At 44.2% G+C, this 16,789-nt stretch carries 12 protein-coding genes; 6 read left to right on the top strand and 6 right to left on the bottom strand.

Annotation, left to right across the window (positions count from 1 at the left end):
* Positions 1 to 53: 53 nt before the first annotated feature.
* On the bottom strand, positions 54 to 1,508 hold the full coding sequence (modF, locus tag D104_RS31565) for a molybdate ABC transporter ATP-binding protein ModF (protein ID WP_024024651.1): 1,455 nt from the start codon (positions 1,506 to 1,508) through the stop codon (positions 54 to 56).
* A 95-nt stretch (positions 1,509 to 1,603) separates the two neighbouring features.
* Positions 1,604 to 3,076, bottom strand: coding sequence for a ketol-acid reductoisomerase (ilvC, locus tag D104_RS31560; RefSeq protein WP_024024650.1), 1,473 nt, complete (start codon positions 3,074 to 3,076; stop codon positions 1,604 to 1,606).
* 227 nt (positions 3,077 to 3,303) lie between these two features.
* On the opposite strand from ilvC, the gene ilvY reads away from it, so the two are divergent.
* Positions 3,304 to 4,179 carry an HTH-type transcriptional activator IlvY gene (gene ilvY / locus D104_RS31555; RefSeq protein WP_031215079.1) on the top strand — a complete coding sequence of 292 codons (876 nt, stop codon included), beginning with the start codon at positions 3,304 to 3,306 and terminating at the stop codon, positions 4,177 to 4,179.
* A gap of 147 nt (positions 4,180 to 4,326) precedes the next feature.
* On the opposite strand, the gene D104_RS31550 is transcribed toward ilvY, so the two are convergent.
* On the bottom strand, positions 4,327 to 5,400 hold the full coding sequence (locus tag D104_RS31550; protein ID WP_051997770.1) for a Fe(3+) ABC transporter substrate-binding protein: 1,074 nt from the start codon (positions 5,398 to 5,400) through the stop codon (positions 4,327 to 4,329).
* Positions 5,401 to 5,710: 310 nt separating this feature from the next.
* Between D104_RS31550 and D104_RS31545 the strand changes: the two genes are divergently transcribed.
* A complete protein-coding gene (locus D104_RS31545) occupies positions 5,711 to 6,904 on the top strand; it encodes a sugar transporter (protein WP_024024646.1) in 1,194 nt (397 codons plus the stop codon).
* Here the strand turns inward: D104_RS31545 and D104_RS37055 are convergent.
* Both D104_RS37055 and D104_RS31540 read right to left on the bottom strand, forming a co-directional pair.
* On the bottom strand, positions 6,901 to 8,568 hold the full coding sequence (locus D104_RS37055) for a diguanylate cyclase (RefSeq protein WP_024024645.1): 1,668 nt from the start codon (positions 8,566 to 8,568) through the stop codon (positions 6,901 to 6,903). The two genes, D104_RS31545 and D104_RS37055, sit on opposite strands and share 4 nt — an antisense overlap.
* Positions 8,569 to 8,570: 2 nt before the next feature.
* On the bottom strand, positions 8,571 to 10,091 hold the full coding sequence (locus D104_RS31540) for a bifunctional metallophosphatase/5'-nucleotidase (protein WP_024024644.1): 1,521 nt from the start codon (positions 10,089 to 10,091) through the stop codon (positions 8,571 to 8,573).
* A gap of 215 nt (positions 10,092 to 10,306) precedes the next feature.
* Here D104_RS31540 and D104_RS31535 point away from each other — a divergent pair, with 215 nt between their 5' ends.
* Positions 10,307 to 11,641 (top strand): GGDEF domain-containing protein, encoded by a 1,335-nt coding sequence (locus tag D104_RS31535; protein ID WP_024024643.1) that lies wholly within the window; start codon positions 10,307 to 10,309, stop codon positions 11,639 to 11,641.
* A gap of 16 nt (positions 11,642 to 11,657) precedes the next feature.
* Here D104_RS31535 and D104_RS31530 read toward each other — a convergent pair whose 3' ends face one another.
* Positions 11,658 to 12,809 carry a DNA alkylation repair protein gene (locus tag D104_RS31530; RefSeq protein WP_024024642.1) on the bottom strand — a complete coding sequence of 384 codons (1,152 nt, stop codon included), beginning with the start codon at positions 12,807 to 12,809 and terminating at the stop codon, positions 11,658 to 11,660.
* Positions 12,810 to 13,116: 307 nt separating this feature from the next.
* Here D104_RS31530 and D104_RS31525 point away from each other — a divergent pair, with 307 nt between their 5' ends.
* The 3 genes from D104_RS31525 to D104_RS31515 all read left to right on the top strand — a co-directional run bounded on the left by D104_RS31525 (position 13,117) and on the right by D104_RS31515 (position 16,691).
* Positions 13,117 to 14,265, top strand: a complete 1,149-nt coding sequence (locus D104_RS31525) for a N(5)-(carboxyethyl)ornithine synthase (RefSeq protein WP_024024641.1) — start codon at positions 13,117 to 13,119, stop codon at positions 14,263 to 14,265.
* Positions 14,266 to 15,350: 1,085 nt separating this feature from the next.
* On the top strand, positions 15,351 to 15,791 hold the full coding sequence (cynS, locus tag D104_RS31520; protein WP_024024639.1) for a cyanase: 441 nt from the start codon (positions 15,351 to 15,353) through the stop codon (positions 15,789 to 15,791).
* A gap of 87 nt (positions 15,792 to 15,878) precedes the next feature.
* Positions 15,879 to 16,691 carry a formate/nitrite transporter family protein gene (locus D104_RS31515; RefSeq protein ID WP_031215074.1) on the top strand — a complete coding sequence of 271 codons (813 nt, stop codon included), beginning with the start codon at positions 15,879 to 15,881 and terminating at the stop codon, positions 16,689 to 16,691.
* Positions 16,692 to 16,789 lie beyond the last annotated feature (98 nt).

Raw genomic sequence — 16,789 nt, 5'->3', positions numbered from 1 at the left:
ACGTTAAAAGCCAACTTATTGAGTTGGCTTTTGTGTTTCTGGGAGACGCAAACCTAGTTATTCTTCTTTAGTCCCAAGTGGTTCTCTATTCCTTTGATTTGGTCTTCCGCGTGGTGGTTGACGTAGAGCACGGTGGTTTCTTTGCCTTCGCATATTCTCTCTATTAACGCCAAAACCAGTTGGCGGTTCATGTCGTCTAGGCCGAGGCAAGGTTCGTCTAGGATCAAGAGTGGCGGGTGTTTCACCATGGCGCGGGCGATGAGCAGTAAACGCTGGTCGCCGTAGGAGAGTTTATTGAAAGGCTGGTCGGCGCGGTCTGTCATGCCGAGTAGTGCAAGCCATTGATCGGCGATTTTTTTCTGGTTATCAGTCGATTTTGAATACATGCCAATGCTGTCGTAGAAGCCGGAGATAATCACGTTTTTACAACTGGTGCTGACGCGATATTCCCATTGTAATGCCGTCGATACGTAGCCGATGAATTGTTTGATTTGCCAGATGCTTTCGCCATTTCCACGCTGGAATCCGAAAACGAAAATATCGTTGCTGTAGCATTGCGGATGATCGCCGGTGATCAACGACAAAACGCCCGTTTTACCGCAGCCGTTTGGGCCGCTAAGCTGCCAATGTTGGCCTTGCTCAATAGTCCAATCCAGTTTATCAACAATGATCGTATCGCCGTATTGGATGGTCGCTTGGTTAAGTTTGACTAAAGGCTGGTTTGGGTCGAGTGCTGGCAGTTTGTTCGTTGGATCAGCCTCTGGCACGCTTAGATCGGTGGTTTTCAAATGCAGTAATTGGTATAGTTCGTTAAAAGCACGTTCGTCGCTTTTGTCTACTGTCAGTTCCAAACGCCCTTGATTACCTTTCTTTTTATCCAGCAGTGCAATATGTGTAATGAAGTCAGGCATTTCGTCAAATCGATTCAGTACCAATACCATTGGCGTGGTATCGACGATAGAAGCGAGGTGCGCTTGCAGCATGGCAAGCGTGTCCACGTCTAAGCCATCGAAGGGCTCGTCTAATATCAGTAAATCAGGCTTGCTCGACAAAGCACGAATCAGCATGACTTTGCGGGTTTCGCCGGTGGAAAGTTTACGAAAGGCGCGGTCGAGTAGTTTGCTTAAACCAAATTTTTCCACCAGTACGTGGGCAAGTTCTGGATCTTGGCAGTCATCGAAAATCATTTCGTGGACGGGCGTGCCGAGGGAAATAACGTCCATGATGTCGGCATCGTCTTTTTTCAGCTCTTTGGCGATCAATTCCGCTTGAGCTTCAAAGGACACCAATCCCACATTCTTTGGTAAACCAGAAATTGTACCGTTTTCAATATCGCCAACGCCGGCAAGTACGGCGGCCAAAGCCGATTTTCCTGATCCGTTGGTGCCAGTGATGACCCAATGTTGGTTAGGTTCAATGGACCAGTTAATCTCGCTTAGCGTAAAGCGATCATCAAAGTTCACCGTTACCTTGTTGAAGAGAATATTGTCTAAGCGGATACTGTCCATGGTATTTCCTACTGTTTTGTTTAGAACAAGAAGAGACAAAAAAGCCGAGTTCTCAATGAGTTACTCGGCTTTTTGTTGTTAATTTCTAGAAGAAATTAAACGATTTTTTTCATGTCCGCCATATGACCACGAAGAACACCGCCAATTGCTTCCACTGGATGAGAGCGAAGCGCTGCGTTTACTTCGATTAAACGAGCATTGTCTACGCCGTTGTCTTCAGTAGAAAGGCCTTTACCGATTACGTCGGTTTTAATGCCTTTCATGAAATCACCTAGCAATGGAAGGCAAGCGTGGTTGTATAGGTAACAACCGTATTCTGCCGTATCAGAGATAGTCGCGTTCATTTCGTACAATTTCTTACGAGCGATTGTGTTCGCGATCAGTGGTGTTTCATGTAGAGACTCGTAGTAAGCAGACTCAGCAATGATGCCAGCGGCTGTCATTGTTTCGAAAGCTAGTTCAACGCCGGCTTTAACCATTGCAACCATCAAGATACCGTTGTCGAAGAATTCTTGTTCAGAGATTTCAACATCGCCAGCCGGTGTTTTCTCGAAGTTCGTTTCTGCTGTTTCTGCTCTCCAACCTAGCAAGTTCTTATCATCGTTCGCCCAGTCTTCCATCATAGTTTGAGAGAAGTGACCGCTGATGATGTCGTCTTGGTGCTTGTTGTACAAAGGACGCATGATCAATTTAAGTTCTTCAGAAAGATCGAACGCTTTGATCTTAGCTGGGTTAGAAAGACGATCAAGCATGTTGGTCACGCCGCCGTATTTCAATGCTTCTGTGATGGTTTCCCAACCGAATTGGATCAAACGAGATGCGTAACCCGCGTCGATGCCTTCTTCAACCATTTTGTCGAAGCAAAGGATAGAACCCGTTTGCAACATACCACAAAGGATTGTTTGCTCACCCATAAGGTCGGATTTTACTTCCGCGATGAAAGAAGACATCAAAACGCCTGCTTTGTGACCGCCAGTACCTACTGCGTAGGCTTTTGCTAGTGCAAGACCTTCGCCTTTAGGGTCGTTGTCTTCGTGAACCGCGATCAGTGTTGGAACACCAAAACCACGAACGTATTCAGCGCGAACTTCAGAACCTGGGCACTTAGGCGCAACCATGATAACGGTTAAGTCTTCGCGAATTTTCATGCCTTCTTCTACGATGTTGAAACCGTGAGAGTAAGATAGGCAGGCGTCTTTTTTCATCAGTGGCATGATTTCAGTCACAACCGGTGTATGCTGCTTATCAGGCGTTAGGTTCAATACCACGTCAGCCGTTGGGATAAGTTCTTGGTAAGTGCCAACAACGAAACCGTTTTCAGTGGCGTTTTTCCAAGATTGGCGTTTTTCAGCAATCGCAGCCGCGCGCAACGTGTAAGAAACGTCTAAGCCAGAATCACGTAGGTTCAAGCCTTGGTTAAGACCTTGAGCACCACAGCCGATAACAACAATTTTTTTGCCTTTAAGGGCTTCTACGCCGTCTGCAAATTCAGAGCTGTCCATGAAACGACATTTTGCTAGTTGAGCAAGTTGCTCGCGTAGCGGCAAAGTATTGAAGTAATTAGCCATGATAAACACATCCTATATTTTTATGATTACGGTATTGGCGATTAAGCCACACCGATATGTAAAAAGGGTTACAAGTGGTTCTGCTGTATAAAAACAGGCCCTTTGTGAGTGAATTCACTGTAATGAAAAGTTAGTCTTTCGTAAATTGATATATTTGCAATATAACGTCCCATTTTTTGCAACTATGTTTTATGATGAGCGGACAGTACTCGAACGAAGATTGCATGATGAACATTAAAACCCTAAAACACTTCTTGGCCCTCGCCGACGCGCTGCATTTTGGCCGCGCTAGCGAAGAGTGCAACATCAGTATTTCTGCTTTGTCGCGTCATATACGACAGCTGGAAGATGACCTTGGTGTCGCTTTGTTCACACGAGACAATCGTACCGTTGTATTGACGCAAGAAGGCAAAAAATTCCTGCGTTATGCCAGAGAGGCCAGCAGCCAGTGGCGTTTGATCCGTCATGAGTTGACCGACAATTCGGATCAGTTGCACGGTGAAATCAGCATTTATTGTTCGGTGACCGCCAGTTACAGCTTCTTGTTTGAAATGCTCAACCGTTTTCGGCAAGTGCATCCCGGTATTGAGATCAAGTTGCACACGGGCGACCCCGATGAAGCCATCGCAAGGATTTTAGACGGCAAAGAAGAAATTACCATTGCCGCAAGACCTGCGACGATGAATCGAGGCTTGGCGTTCAAGCCGATTACTATTTCACCCTTGGTGTTTATCGCGCCGAATGAACAACAGCCCAATGTCCCTACGTCGTCGCCCAATACGTCAAAAGAATGGTCGCAAGTGCCTATGATCTTGTCGGAAGCGGGTGTGTCGCGAAATCGAGCGGACGAGTGGTTTCATCAACGAGCAGTGACCCCCACCATTTATGCACAAGTCGCGGGCAACGAAGCGATTGTGAGTATGGTGAGTTTGGGCTTTGGTATTGGTGTGGTGCCGAAAATCGTTCTCGACAACAGTCCGCTCAAAGAGCGAGTGCACATTCTGGACGTTCAACCAGAGCTTGAACCTTATGACATCGGTCTATTTACGCTGAAGAAAAGTCTAAAAAATCCCATGGTAGCAGCGTTTTGGAATTTGGTTTAACGAACCAGTGGTTGTTTTTTTTGGTTGTTATTCTTTGCTTTACGCCTATAAAAATGCCTTTCAATGATTATCATTTGAAAGGCATTTTTTGTTTCTACGTGCGCTTACTTTATTAATAAGCGCGACGACTTGGTACTAACGAAGACGTTATTTCCAGCCGCCTTGATCCATCAATTTGACCGCTTGGCGATTGTTTTCGCCCAGTACGCTCAAAGACACGGTATCGGTTTTGAATTCACCGAATGTGGACAAGCTTTTTGGTGGTGCGATGCCGTTAACAACGGCGTATTCGTTGTTCACGTTGGCGTACCATTTTTGGCTTTGGTCATTCGTTAGGAACTCGACAAGTTTTTTCGCATTGTCTTTGTTTTTCGCTGATGCTGTCATGCCAATACCACTGACATTCACGTGTGCGCCGCGCTCGTTATCGGCTTGGTTCGGCCAGAATACCGCCAGTTTATCAAATACCGCGCGATCTTCCGCTTTGCTGCTCAAGCCTAAACGACCAAAGTAGTAAGTATTGGCAACGGCAATGTCACACACGCCTGCAGCGGCGGCTTTGATCTGATCCGTGTCGCCGCCAGCTGGTGGACGAGCAAAGTTTGCCACTAAGCCTTTAATCCACGCCAATGTTTCTGCTTCGCCATTGGCATCAATCATAGACGCGACAAGAGACTGGTTGTAGATGTTGCTTGAAGAGCGAATGCAAATTTTGCCTTTCCATTTAGGATCAGCAAGATCTTCATACGTAGAAAGATCGGATGCAGCGACTTTTTTCGGGTTGTAGAAAATGACGCGAGCGCGCTGTGACAAACCGTACCAATAACCGTCACGATCATGAAGATGCTCAGGCACGACTTTATTTAATTGATCGGTTTCAAACGCTTGAAGAACACCCGCGTCTTTTGCACGGTACAAACGTCCAGCATCCACCGTGATGAAAACATCAGCAGGGCTGGCGTCACCTTCTAACTTTAAGCGGCTTAATAATGCATCCGCCTTGCCGGTAATTAGGTTTACTTTGACGTTGTTTTCTTTTGCGTAGGCATCCAGAAGTGGTGCGATTAGCGCTTCACTACGAGCCGAATACACATTCACTTCACCGCTGGCATGAGCAGAAAGGCTGCTTAAACCTAGTAGAGAAGATGTTCCGATGACGGCGAGAAGTGAGGCGTTTTTCTTGATGAAATGACGTTGCGTTTTTTTTGTTAGACGTTTCATTATATTGACCATATCTATGAGTGAAAAATAGTAAGCATCATTCGTGCTTGCCATTCAGTAGACAAACAATAATGCAAATCGTTCCTGTTAATATTGCGGTTTTTGATGTTTTTTTATCATTCATTAATATAAAACCGTGTGTTTCAATAAATGCGTCATTTTTAGGTTTTTATTGAAGGTGGAAATCAAAAGAAAAGGTGAGAAATTGTCAACAAACATCCCCATTTCCCTATTTCGTTATTGTTGAAAAAATGCACAATAGTCACCTTGTTTTTTGTCCGCATTCTTATAGGTAATTCCACAGACCGTCATGATATCAACCCCTTTTCCTGAAGATACGGTTTCCCGCCGTGTTCAATACTTTCGTGTGTTTGTACTGGGCTTTAGTGCCTTTATTTTTAATACCACAGAGTTTGTTCCTGTGGGGTTATTGTCGGACATCGCCCAGAGCTTTTCGGTGTCTCCTGCGCACGTTGGCTGGATGCTGACGGTATATGCATGGATTGTGGCTCTGATGTCGCTGCCGATGATGCTGTTAACTCGTAAATTAGAGCGCAAAACTTTATTGATTTGGTTGTTCTCGCTCTTTGTTGTGAGCCATATTTTGTCGGTGGTGGCATGGAACTTCTCGGTGCTATTAATCAGCCGGATTGGTATTGCCTTTGCCCACGCAGTGTTTTGGTCAATTACGGCGTCGATTGCGATTCGCGTTGCACCACAGGGCAAGCACACGTTTGCGTTAAGTGTATTGGCGACGGGAACGGGACTTGCGATGGTATTAGGTGTGCCAGCAGGGCGTATTATTGGTCAGTTTCTTGGTTGGCGCACGACGTTCGCGGTGATTGCGGTTATTGCGCTGCTGATCATGTTGGCGCTGTATCGTTTATTACCGAACTTGCCGAGTTTGTTTTCTGGCTCGCTTAGTAAAGTGCCAGAAGTCATGCGCAATCGTACGTTGCTGTGGATGTATCTGTTTATCTTTGTGATTTTCTCCGCGCATTATACGGCTTACAGTTACATCGAGCCTTTCTTAGGGGAAATAGGCTTGGTCACTGATGGTTTTACAACACTGATGTTGTTGTTATTTGGTGTGGCCGGTATTGCCGGAAGTGTGTTGTTTAGCTATTTCGGTGAAAAAGCAAATGCCACCATGCTAATGGCCAGTGTTGTGGCGATGACGATTTGCATGGCCGCGTTGTACTTTATGGCGACGCACGGCTCATTCTTGGTGGCGGGTGTTCTATTCTGGGGCGCATCGATCATGATTATTGGTTTGAGTATGCAGATCCGAGTATTGAATGTGGACGCCTCGGCCTCGGACATTATTATGTCTTTATATTCCGGCATTATTAATCTTGGCATTGGCGCAGGGGCGCTAATTGGTGGTCAGATTATTCATGCTGCTGGGTTAGAGTACGTTGGTTTTACCGGGGCTTTACTTGGCATAGGGGCACTTGCTGTGGCGGTGTCTTTATTGCGACGAGTGAAAGCTGTGACGGCTTAAGAGTGGTCGGTTTCGATGTCATTGATGTGGCTGGCTTGATTACGACCTTGGGCTTTTGAATGATACAGCGCGATGTCGGCTTTTTTCATCAAGGTGTCTGTGTCGGTTATTGCTCCTTTTGTTCGGGTAGCAATACCAATACTGATGGTTATTCTGTCTGACACGCTGCTTTGACTGTGTTTTATATTGGCCAGTTTAATCGCGTTCATAATATTGTTCGCTTCGGTATTGGCTTCTTCCATGGTTTTATTGGGAAGAATGACAACAAACTCCTCTCCGCCGTAACGCGCAATTAGGTTGTTATTGTTTGGCACGGTATGACTGAGCATCATGGCGATTTTTTGTAGGGCGTCATCGCCACTCGCATGGCCATAAGTGTCGTTGTATTGTTTAAAAAAATCGACATCAATTAAAACAACAGACAGATCGGCTTGAATGGTTCGGTCGTTAGACAGCTCATAAGCCAAACGTCGATCGAAAGCGCGTCGGTTGGCAATGTTCGTGAGGCTGTCAGTCAGGGATTGGGTTTCCAATAAGCTGTTTTGCTTATTAATCGTGTCCGAAAATTGATCAAACGCTTGAAATAACTCATCAATTTCATCATTACTGGATTGATTAAGAATAGGCGCAGCGGTCATGTTGTGAATTCGTTTGGTTAAATTACTAAGGCGATTTATGACCTGACTATACAGTGCCAAAATTAGGCTGATCATCGCGGCCAACAACACGAATCCGAAAACAAACCACGTTTCTTGTGTGTACATTCCATTGGTAAGCGCCATCATTTTGGTTTTCAATTTTTGGTTTTCATTGAGTGAAAACTGATTGGCCACTTTGTTGTAATCGCTGATTAAGTTTTGTATGAAGTTTTCTCTGCCCCGTGTGCGTCCGCTAATGCGTATGTATCTTTCTTGTGAGGAAAGCAGCCCTTTTTCCCCAGACAGCAAATCTCGTATGGCCGCATTAAGAGGCGCTAGGCGTTTGTTTAATGACGGCGGTAGCTTTTCAGTAATCAACTCAATGTTTGAAAGCTGTTGTTCAATAAGGCGCTGTAGTTCTTGTAAATCATTTAATCTATGGGTGTCTTCGATCGTATAGGCGAGAGTTATTACTTCTAGGTAAGCAATTTTCCACGCCGTTTTTTGTTTTTTATCGAGATCCGTATGCCCGATATTAACTTGAAAGGCGTAATCTGCATTGCTTTTTAAGCGACTTAATTCATTCTGTTTTTTGGTGATTTGATCCGCAAGATCGAGCTTGGTATCAATGAAAAAATTGAGGTCAATCATTTCTTCTTGGATGGTGTTAAGGAGACGAAGTTCATTTTGGCTGTAGCTGACCTTGTTGGCTTGTTCTTGCGTTTCTTTTAGTTTCTTTTGTACTTCGACGTCGGCAATTCTTCGTTCTACCGGGGTATTGGATGACATTAGCGATTCTAACGCGGACAAAAGTTCATTCGATTTAATGGCGCTTTGGTTCGCATTGATCATGGCAGGAAGGGTGTTTGACGTTAAATCATTCAGGATCGATTGGGTTTGCTCGAGTTTTGTTTGTAATAAAGTACCGACGCTCACAAAAAGCGCTATGACCACAAGCAGTAAAATGGCCAATTTTTTGATCATGCTAAGTTGTTTATAGCGCATATTGGGTAACGGTTTCTTCATATTTATTGTGTTGTCGCCTTATCAATGATTCGTCCATCCGTTTTGGGGGAGATGACTTTCTGCTGCAAAACGGCATTCGCCATTATGTCATAAAGCGTGAAGTTACTGGTTTGATGATAATCCAGCTCTATGTTGTCCTTAAACATAGTATAGCCGTCGCCACCCATAAGTAAGTAATCTAGCGTGGCAACTCGGTAAGACTTTGTTGGGTTGAGTGGCTTATTGTTGAAGGTAACAGACAACAATCGATGACCAACATCGCGGGTTGAATCGTATTGGATTTTAATACCTGATATTTGCAGGTACTGTCCGCTTTCTGAACCCAAACCACTTAACCCATATTCCAGTGCATCGGTGATTTGTTGCCCGTTTGCTTCTATTAACTTGATGGTGTTCCGGTAGGGCAGTATGGTGCGGATGTCTCTTCGCGTTAGCAGGGTGCCTTTTGAGAACTCTGTATTGCTGCGAATGGTGCCACTGTTGACTAAGCTTATTTGTGCGTCAGTAAATTCTCTTAACGTGTCAGCCACCAAATTTGCAAAGCCATTTTCGGCGTTTCGTAGGGGTTTTCTGCGTAGATCGATTGGCGTTTCGGTGGTTCCCAATACTTCTTCTAAGAGTGAATTAATGCGCTGTGCGTATTCTTTTTCTTGTTTTAAAACAGACGCTTTTGGTGGATAAGCGGTTACGTCTATGTCGTCTTTGGTGATGACTAGATTGCGTTTTAGTGGGTCTTCTTGCCAAGTAAGATGCACAGCAACGGCGTGGGTACTGTTTTCGATAATGACATTTCGTGGGTGATGGGCGGCACCATAAAAAGGGTTTGATGAAAAGTATTGGTCTTTATACAGGGTAAGGTCGACGATGCCATTTTCTAAAAGCTGATCAAAAATGGGCAGATACATTGAATAATGCAAAACAATCAGGTTAACGCCTCTTGATTTGAGTTCAATCACGGCTTTAATGATGGCTTTTTCCGCCGAGGTGACTTCAACTCTATTAGTTGGGTATTTTTCTATCATCTCAGGAGCTAATACAGAGATGAAGCCTAGAGAAATATTGGCATTTTTCAGTATGGCAAAAGTATGTATTCCATCGGGAGGACGGTGTGTTAGTGGGTCGTATAGGTTACTCGAGACAATAGGGAACGCTGCTTCGTATGTGCGTAAGATTAGCTCGTCTTCTTGGTAGCTTAATTCTCGTTTTGAAACCCCCATCGCACTGGGTTTTAGGCTATTCAAAAGGTCAATAATATGCGCCCCGCGATCCATAGACGACAACATGCTTGGTCCTAGACTTTCCCCACCAAAAATGAAAAAGGTGTTGGTGTCTTTTTTCCGGTATTGATCAATGACACTGGCTAGCTGTGCATACTGGCCTTGTTCCGCGTCATTGATTACCGGCATTTCTGCGTCAAAAATGAGGGTGGCGCGCTGCTCTGCCAAAGCGATATGGCTCAGTATTAGACTCAATAGAAGGAGTCGTTTTAAAAAATAACCGAATGTTTTTTTGAATTGAGTCATCGTGGTATCGGGTCTTTGAGTCGTGATTATAATAACAAGTTAGTGTAGTTGCTTATTTATTGTACTGTGTTGTTTTTGCAAATCTTTACGGGGGTGGCCAGCGCTACCGTAAGCCTGTCTATGATAAAGTGTCTGTATTAGAAAAAGCAGATACCTTGTCTGTGTTTTTATGAAATCAAACAGAGTTTTGTCTCTTTAATGGGTTAAATGTCACTATGACAAGAAAAATCAGCAGTCTATCCTTTGTTCTATTGTCGTTTCTCTTTGTGGTTATTCTCTATTCTGCGTACCAATCTCAGAAAATATACAAAGAACTACAAGAAGTTGCCGAGATTGATATTCCACTGTCACAAGTGATTGCCGACATTGAAATACTCCAGCTGAAACAACATTTACGAATGGAAAGTGTGCGTCTACAAGGTCGAGCGTTTTTTGACGATCACGTTTTACAGTCGAAAAGCATTCAAGGTTTCCGCGATTTTAGCAAACAATTTTCAGAGCAACTCGATAAAGCCATCGATATTCTTCATGCTGGTATGACATTTGGCAGTCTTCGTATCAAGGTGGAAGAACATCAATCCCTGATCAAGCAAATAAACGCACTGCATCTTCATCGAATGGGCTTCGACAATATTTTGTCGCGCTTTTTACAGGAGGGCCGAGAGCACATCGCAGGAACATGGGCGGAGTTGGAAAAGCAAGACACTTTGCTTGACGATCAAGCCAATGCATTGCTTATTACTATTGACCAACTCACCGTTAAGGTCTCTGCGTCTGTCGAAAAACAAGAGCGCGATTTCATGATCATCAACGCGATATTGGGCTTCTCTGCGTTCGGCATCGGAGGGTACCTCACACTTTATACGATTCTGTCTTTCCGTCGAAAAGTGCATTCGTTACGAGGCCAAATAGACACACTTCATCGATCCATTTCATCAGATGATGCTAACAATGCCATGCGCTATAAAGGCTCCGATGAATTGGATGAGTTGGAAAAGGATTTGAGTATCTTGGTCGGGCGGATTTCCATGGAGCAAGAAAACCGTGATGAAGTGGAAACCCAGCTTATCGAGTTGGCAACGCGAGACAAGCTAACCGGCGTGTTTAACCGCCATAAATGGGATGAGCAGATTAAAGACGAATTGGCGCGAGCACATCGAGGCCATCCTTTCAGTTTGATCATTTTGGATGTCGATTACTTTAAAAAAATAAACGACACTCACGGCCATGATGTGGGCGATAACGTGCTCAAATTACTGGCCAATGTATTGCAAAAACGCCTGCGTGAAACAGACAGTCTATTCAGAATCGGCGGTGAAGAGTTTGCGGTATTGCTAAGAGACACTAACCTTGCGGACGCGTCGAAATTGGCAGAACAACTGCGTCATAGCGTTGCCTCGCTGAATGAAGAAAAGCTTCCTCCGTTTACCATCAGTTTGGGTGTCACGGATTATCAGGATTTTGACGATCAGAGCCAGATTGTAAAACGCGCCGATGTTTTACTCTATGAAGCCAAAGGCGCGGGGCGCAATAAAGTCATGGTCGGCTGATTCGTTCGCCTTTGTTTTATTCTTCGTTTGTCGACAAATGGAAGCGCTTTTTTGTGATGGATTGACCATTGATCAAAACTTCTACTTCATGCGCGCCGGCATAATAGACTCTGGTTGTAATGGCTTTAAATGGGTGTTTCTTCGTCATCGACATGAATTGTTTGGCAGGCAATGTCACCTTTTTCCACTTGAACACCTTGGGTGAGGTGGCGCCATTTTTCTTTTGATGATGGATAACGTAATCGATCATTAGCGTTTGGTCTTGGTCACTGGCAGAGGTAAGGTCGAGTGTGAACAACAGTTCACCATGTAACCTCACTTCATCAGACAGCAAGCTTAATGCGCCGATTTCTAGCTTCGGTGTATCGTAACCAAATGCTTTTAACACCTTCTGGTTACCTTGTTTCAATAGAGTTCGACAGGCGTGACGAACCAACCTTTGGCGGTTTGTGTCGGCGCCGACCAGCCATTTTTCGGCGATGTCTGCCACAAGATCCGGGTGGTCTTTTGCTATGTCATTTAGGTTGTTGGCCACAGATCGACGCACGTACTCTTCCGGATCGTCTTTTAATACCTCAAGCAATTCAATCACCGGCGCAGGGTTCTGAATAAAACAAGGTAACTGCGTACCCCAAGGCAAACGAGGGCGCGTGCCTTCAGATATCCAGCGTCGAACATGATGGTTTTCATCCTCAATCCAAGTACTCAGGGTCTTCAGTGTTTGCTCTGGCGCAGCCAAAATAAAAGGGCGAACACTGAACTCAGACGTAAACCGACTGGTCATGGCCTTTAGAATAGACATTGAAAACGCATGGTGCGCAATGCCCTGAATACCAACGTAATCGCCCATTGGCATGATGGCCCAGCCTGCAAGGCCGTTGTCGCTTTCCACCGTGTTGGCATCAATACTTTCGGGGCTTTCTTCTTTTGATTCTGGCGCCAAGCTGGCGAGCAGAATCTGTCCTGCTTGTTCAAAATCGTCGGGTAAAAAATGACTCATGGCTTCGGTGATTTGTCGTGAACGGGCTTTAAGCTCTAATGATTCAAGTTGATTGCTTGCGACGGCAACAAACCCTGTTTTATCGAAATCTTGCCAATGGCGCTGAAAGTGTTCTGCCATGTTCTTAATAACATGAATAGTAAATACGTTCTTAAAGGGTTCAGGCATCTTACTTAGCGTCCTAAAAAATGACAGACAGATTAACCTTATCGACTTCCTATGTCAGTTGTTGTCAGTATAAAACGCCTTTCTTTAGACATTAGGTGCTATAGTGGTTTGTCTCCGCAATGATCCATGCCCGTCATGATCGACTAGCGTTTACCGCTAAGAATTTCTTTCAGAACACTTCATATCTTTTATCCATCAATAGATGACATCACCATTTCAACCTACTTGAAGCATTACAATCAGTTTGTCGGCGTTTTGATCGCGCGTTCATGAACTCAAACACGTTTTATTTTTTAAAGGAAACAGTATGAGTCAATTAACTTTCGGCGTGATCGGTACCTCTAGAAAAACAGACGAGCGACGTTACCCGATTCATCCAGAGCATCTAGTGCGCATTCCTGAACACCTTCGCCATCGCTTGATCTTTGAAGAAGGCTACGGCGCGGCGTTTAACATCAGTGATGACGACATTGCTGCACAGACTGGAGGAATAGCCACGAGACACGAGATCTTAGCGGACATTGGCGCAGTGATTATTGCCAAACCGGTATTGGCCGATTTAGAAGAGCTACGCGAAGGCGGTATTTTGTGGGGTTATGCTCATTGTGTTCAACAGCGTGCAATTACCCAAGCAGCACTGGATCGTAAACTCACCTTAATCGCTTTTGAAGATATGTTTGTCTGGTCGCCAACAGGGCAAGTGGGTCGTCACACTTTTTACAAAAACAACGAAATGGCGGGTTATTGCGCCGTCATTCATGCCTTACAACTAAAAGGCATCGACGGCCATTATGGTAACCAACGCAAGGTGGTTATTTTTAGCTTTGGAGCAGTGAGTCGCGGTGCAATTTATGCTTTAAAAGCCCATGGATTTCGTGACATTACCATCTGCATTCAGCGTCCTGATCATGAAGTGCGTGAAGAAGTACTCGATTGCCATTATGTGAAAGTACGCGAAGGCCAAAAAGGGGAAGCTCGCATGGTCGTTGTTGAACACGATGGCACGATTCGACCTTTGACTGAATTGGTTAGTGAGACGGACATTATTGTGAATGGTACTTTTCAGGAAACAGACCATCCAACCAACTTCATTATTGAATCTGAAGCGGCATCGTTGAAGCCAAACTGCCTCATCATTGATGTCAGTTGTGACGAAGGTATGGGCTTTTTCTTTGCCAAACCGACCAGCTTTCAAGCGCCGATGTTTCAGTACAACACCATTGACTATTACGCTGTTGATCACACGCCAAGCTACTTGTGGGAAAGTGCAACACGCTCTATTTCAGCCGCCTTAATTGTTTACTTAGAAAGCGTTTTAGAAGGACGTGAACATTGGCAACAAAACGAAACCATTCGTCGTGCGATTAACATAGATGAAGGCGTGATTAAGAATCCGTTGATTTTATCCTTCCAGCATAGGGAAACGACACCGCCTTACTTGACCATAAATGCTTAAGAACAAAATGGGTCCGTTTATTTATCGAGCACGGACTTGGTCGATTACTGTGACTTAGTTTTCTTCACTTCTCATTCAAGTCGCTTTTCATTCTATATAAGATGAAAAGTGGCTTTTTTTTGCGTTCATTTTCTCTTTTTTCTTTGGCTCATAATCATGGTTTGGCGTTGTGTCAGCCATGGGGTTGTGAGCAATCACAGGTTATCGGTGTGAAAAAATCTGCCAATCTTTTTATTGATTTGAATAACTCGCATTCTTAAAGAATTGATATAAGAAAGCACCTTTCTTGGTTTGCTCGATAGTGTGCTCGATAGCTTTGTTGTTGCATAAAACGAACGCTTAAAACGACAAGTTGATATTGATAAGGCAGGACCGTTATGAATCTAAAAAATTTGAACATTGTTTGATGACGTCGACAGCAGTAAACATTGGCATGAAGTGTCGCTTGCTCCAAGAAAGTTGGGGGGCGTTGGATGACGCCGTTTACGATCGCGTTGCTAACAGTTTGAGGTGTTAATCAGCAGTATCTATCATCATCGAATTATTTCTGGTCGTTAGTAGGTCTTGATGCCAGTTATTGGTGCGCACTGTTGTCATCACACACGTTGTTTTGTTATTTGAATTGATCAAGGACGTTTTTATTTTTGATAAAAATACGCAAAAGAACATAAAAATCAACGGTCTTCTTCTTGTTTTATATCGTATTTAATAAAAATTCCGAAGGCTATTTCTGTTTGGCATCATCTTTGCTCAATAAGTTTTATCGTCATGCAAATACTATTTACATGACGCGTAAACAAGTTGGCCAACGTCGGTCTGCTTAGCAAATGGCATCGTCGCCCGCTACTGACCCTTTTTAGTAGCACTCGATCAGGCTCCTTTAGAAAGGAAATAACTGATTAGGGAGGCGTGTCTCTTTTTCTCTCTTCTTTTCTTTCTAAACAGTCGTTTGATTTTTCATCATTGATCGTGTCATTGGCGAAACGTGTTTGTTTATAGACTTTTATCCATTTAATTCAGGGATTGAATTTACCGTATTCATGTAATGGATTTTTACAGCGTCCCTAGGTTTTAGGAGAAAACGAATGAAAAAAATTGATGTCACAGAAGCGATTTTCGCCATCAAAAAAGAAAAGAATTTGAGCTGGGAATCCATCGCCGAGGCGACAGGAATGACCGATGTTTGGATAACGTCTGCGTGTTTAGGGATGAACAGTTGCACCGAAGACGTCGCTGAAAAGCTGGTGACGTTTTTGGGGCTTCCTGCAGAAGCGAAAGCCGTTTTAATGGAATACCCGACAAAAACATGGGATCAGGCGATTCCGCAAGATCCACTTATCTATCGGTTGTATGAAGTGGTTGGGGTTTACGGACCAACGCTAAAAGAAGTCATTCAAGAAAAATTCGGCGACGGCATCATGAGTGCGATCGATTTTTCCATGAAAGTAGAAAAAGAAGAAGACCCGAAAGGCGACCGTGTCGTTTTGACCTTGAACGGGAAGTTTTTACCTTATAAATCATGGTAATAGATATTTTTGATAGTTGATCTGTGATTGAATTTATTCAAAATAGCGATTAAAAAAGCATACAATTTAAAAGAAGAGGGCGTAAAAATGGCGTATATAGAACCAAGTGAATTCGTAACCAAAATGGTCGATGCAGGCGAACAAAAAGTCTACATGTCGACAAAAGACACCCTCATTCGAGCGATTATGGCGGGGGCAATTTTAGGGTTGGCGGCAATCTTTGCTATCACAGTTGCGACGAAAACAGGCAATCCATTATTGGGTGCGGTGCTGTTTCCTGTTGGTTTTATCATGCTTTATTTAATGAAATTTGACCTGTTAACGGGCGTGTTTACCTTAGTGCCTTTGGCTTTGTTTGATAAGCGTCCAGGTGTTACACCTGCGCAAGTATTGCGAAACTGGGGATTGGTCTTTATCGGCAACTTTGCGGGCGCGTTATTAACGGCTTTCATGATGTCTTTCATCTTAACGTATGGTTTTTCAACCGACGGTGGTGCGATCGCGGCGAAAGTAAGCACGATTGGCGAATCTCGTACATTGGGTTATCAGTCTCATGGTGTAGCGGGTTGGTTTACTATTTTCATCCGTGGCATGTTGTGTAACTGGATGGTGTCTATGGGCGTGGTTGGCGCGATGATCTCTACGTCGGCTGGCGCAAAAATGGCCGCCATGTGGATGCCCGTTATGTTGTTCTTCTACATGGGCTTCGAACACTCCATCGTTAACATGTTCTTGTTCCCATTCTCAATGATTATGGGTGGTGAATTTACTTTTATGGACTACCTTGTATGGAATGAGATTCCAACTGTATTGGGTAATCTGGCTGGCGGTTTGTTGTTGGTCGGCTTGCCATTGTATTTGACGCACGTAAAAACGTCCGCGTCACGTAAACTATCGTAATACGGTTTCATTGAGCGTTAAAAAACTCTGTAGATACGATCGTGTCTACGGAGTTTTTGTGTTTACAGGTTGTTTTGAATTTGTAGGGTGTTGTTTGA

This window comes from Marinomonas profundimaris (genome assembly GCF_000508165.1).
Classification (GTDB): domain Bacteria; phylum Pseudomonadota; class Gammaproteobacteria; order Pseudomonadales; family Marinomonadaceae; genus Marinomonas; species Marinomonas profundimaris.
This window is presented reverse-complemented; position numbering and strand designations above follow the sequence as displayed.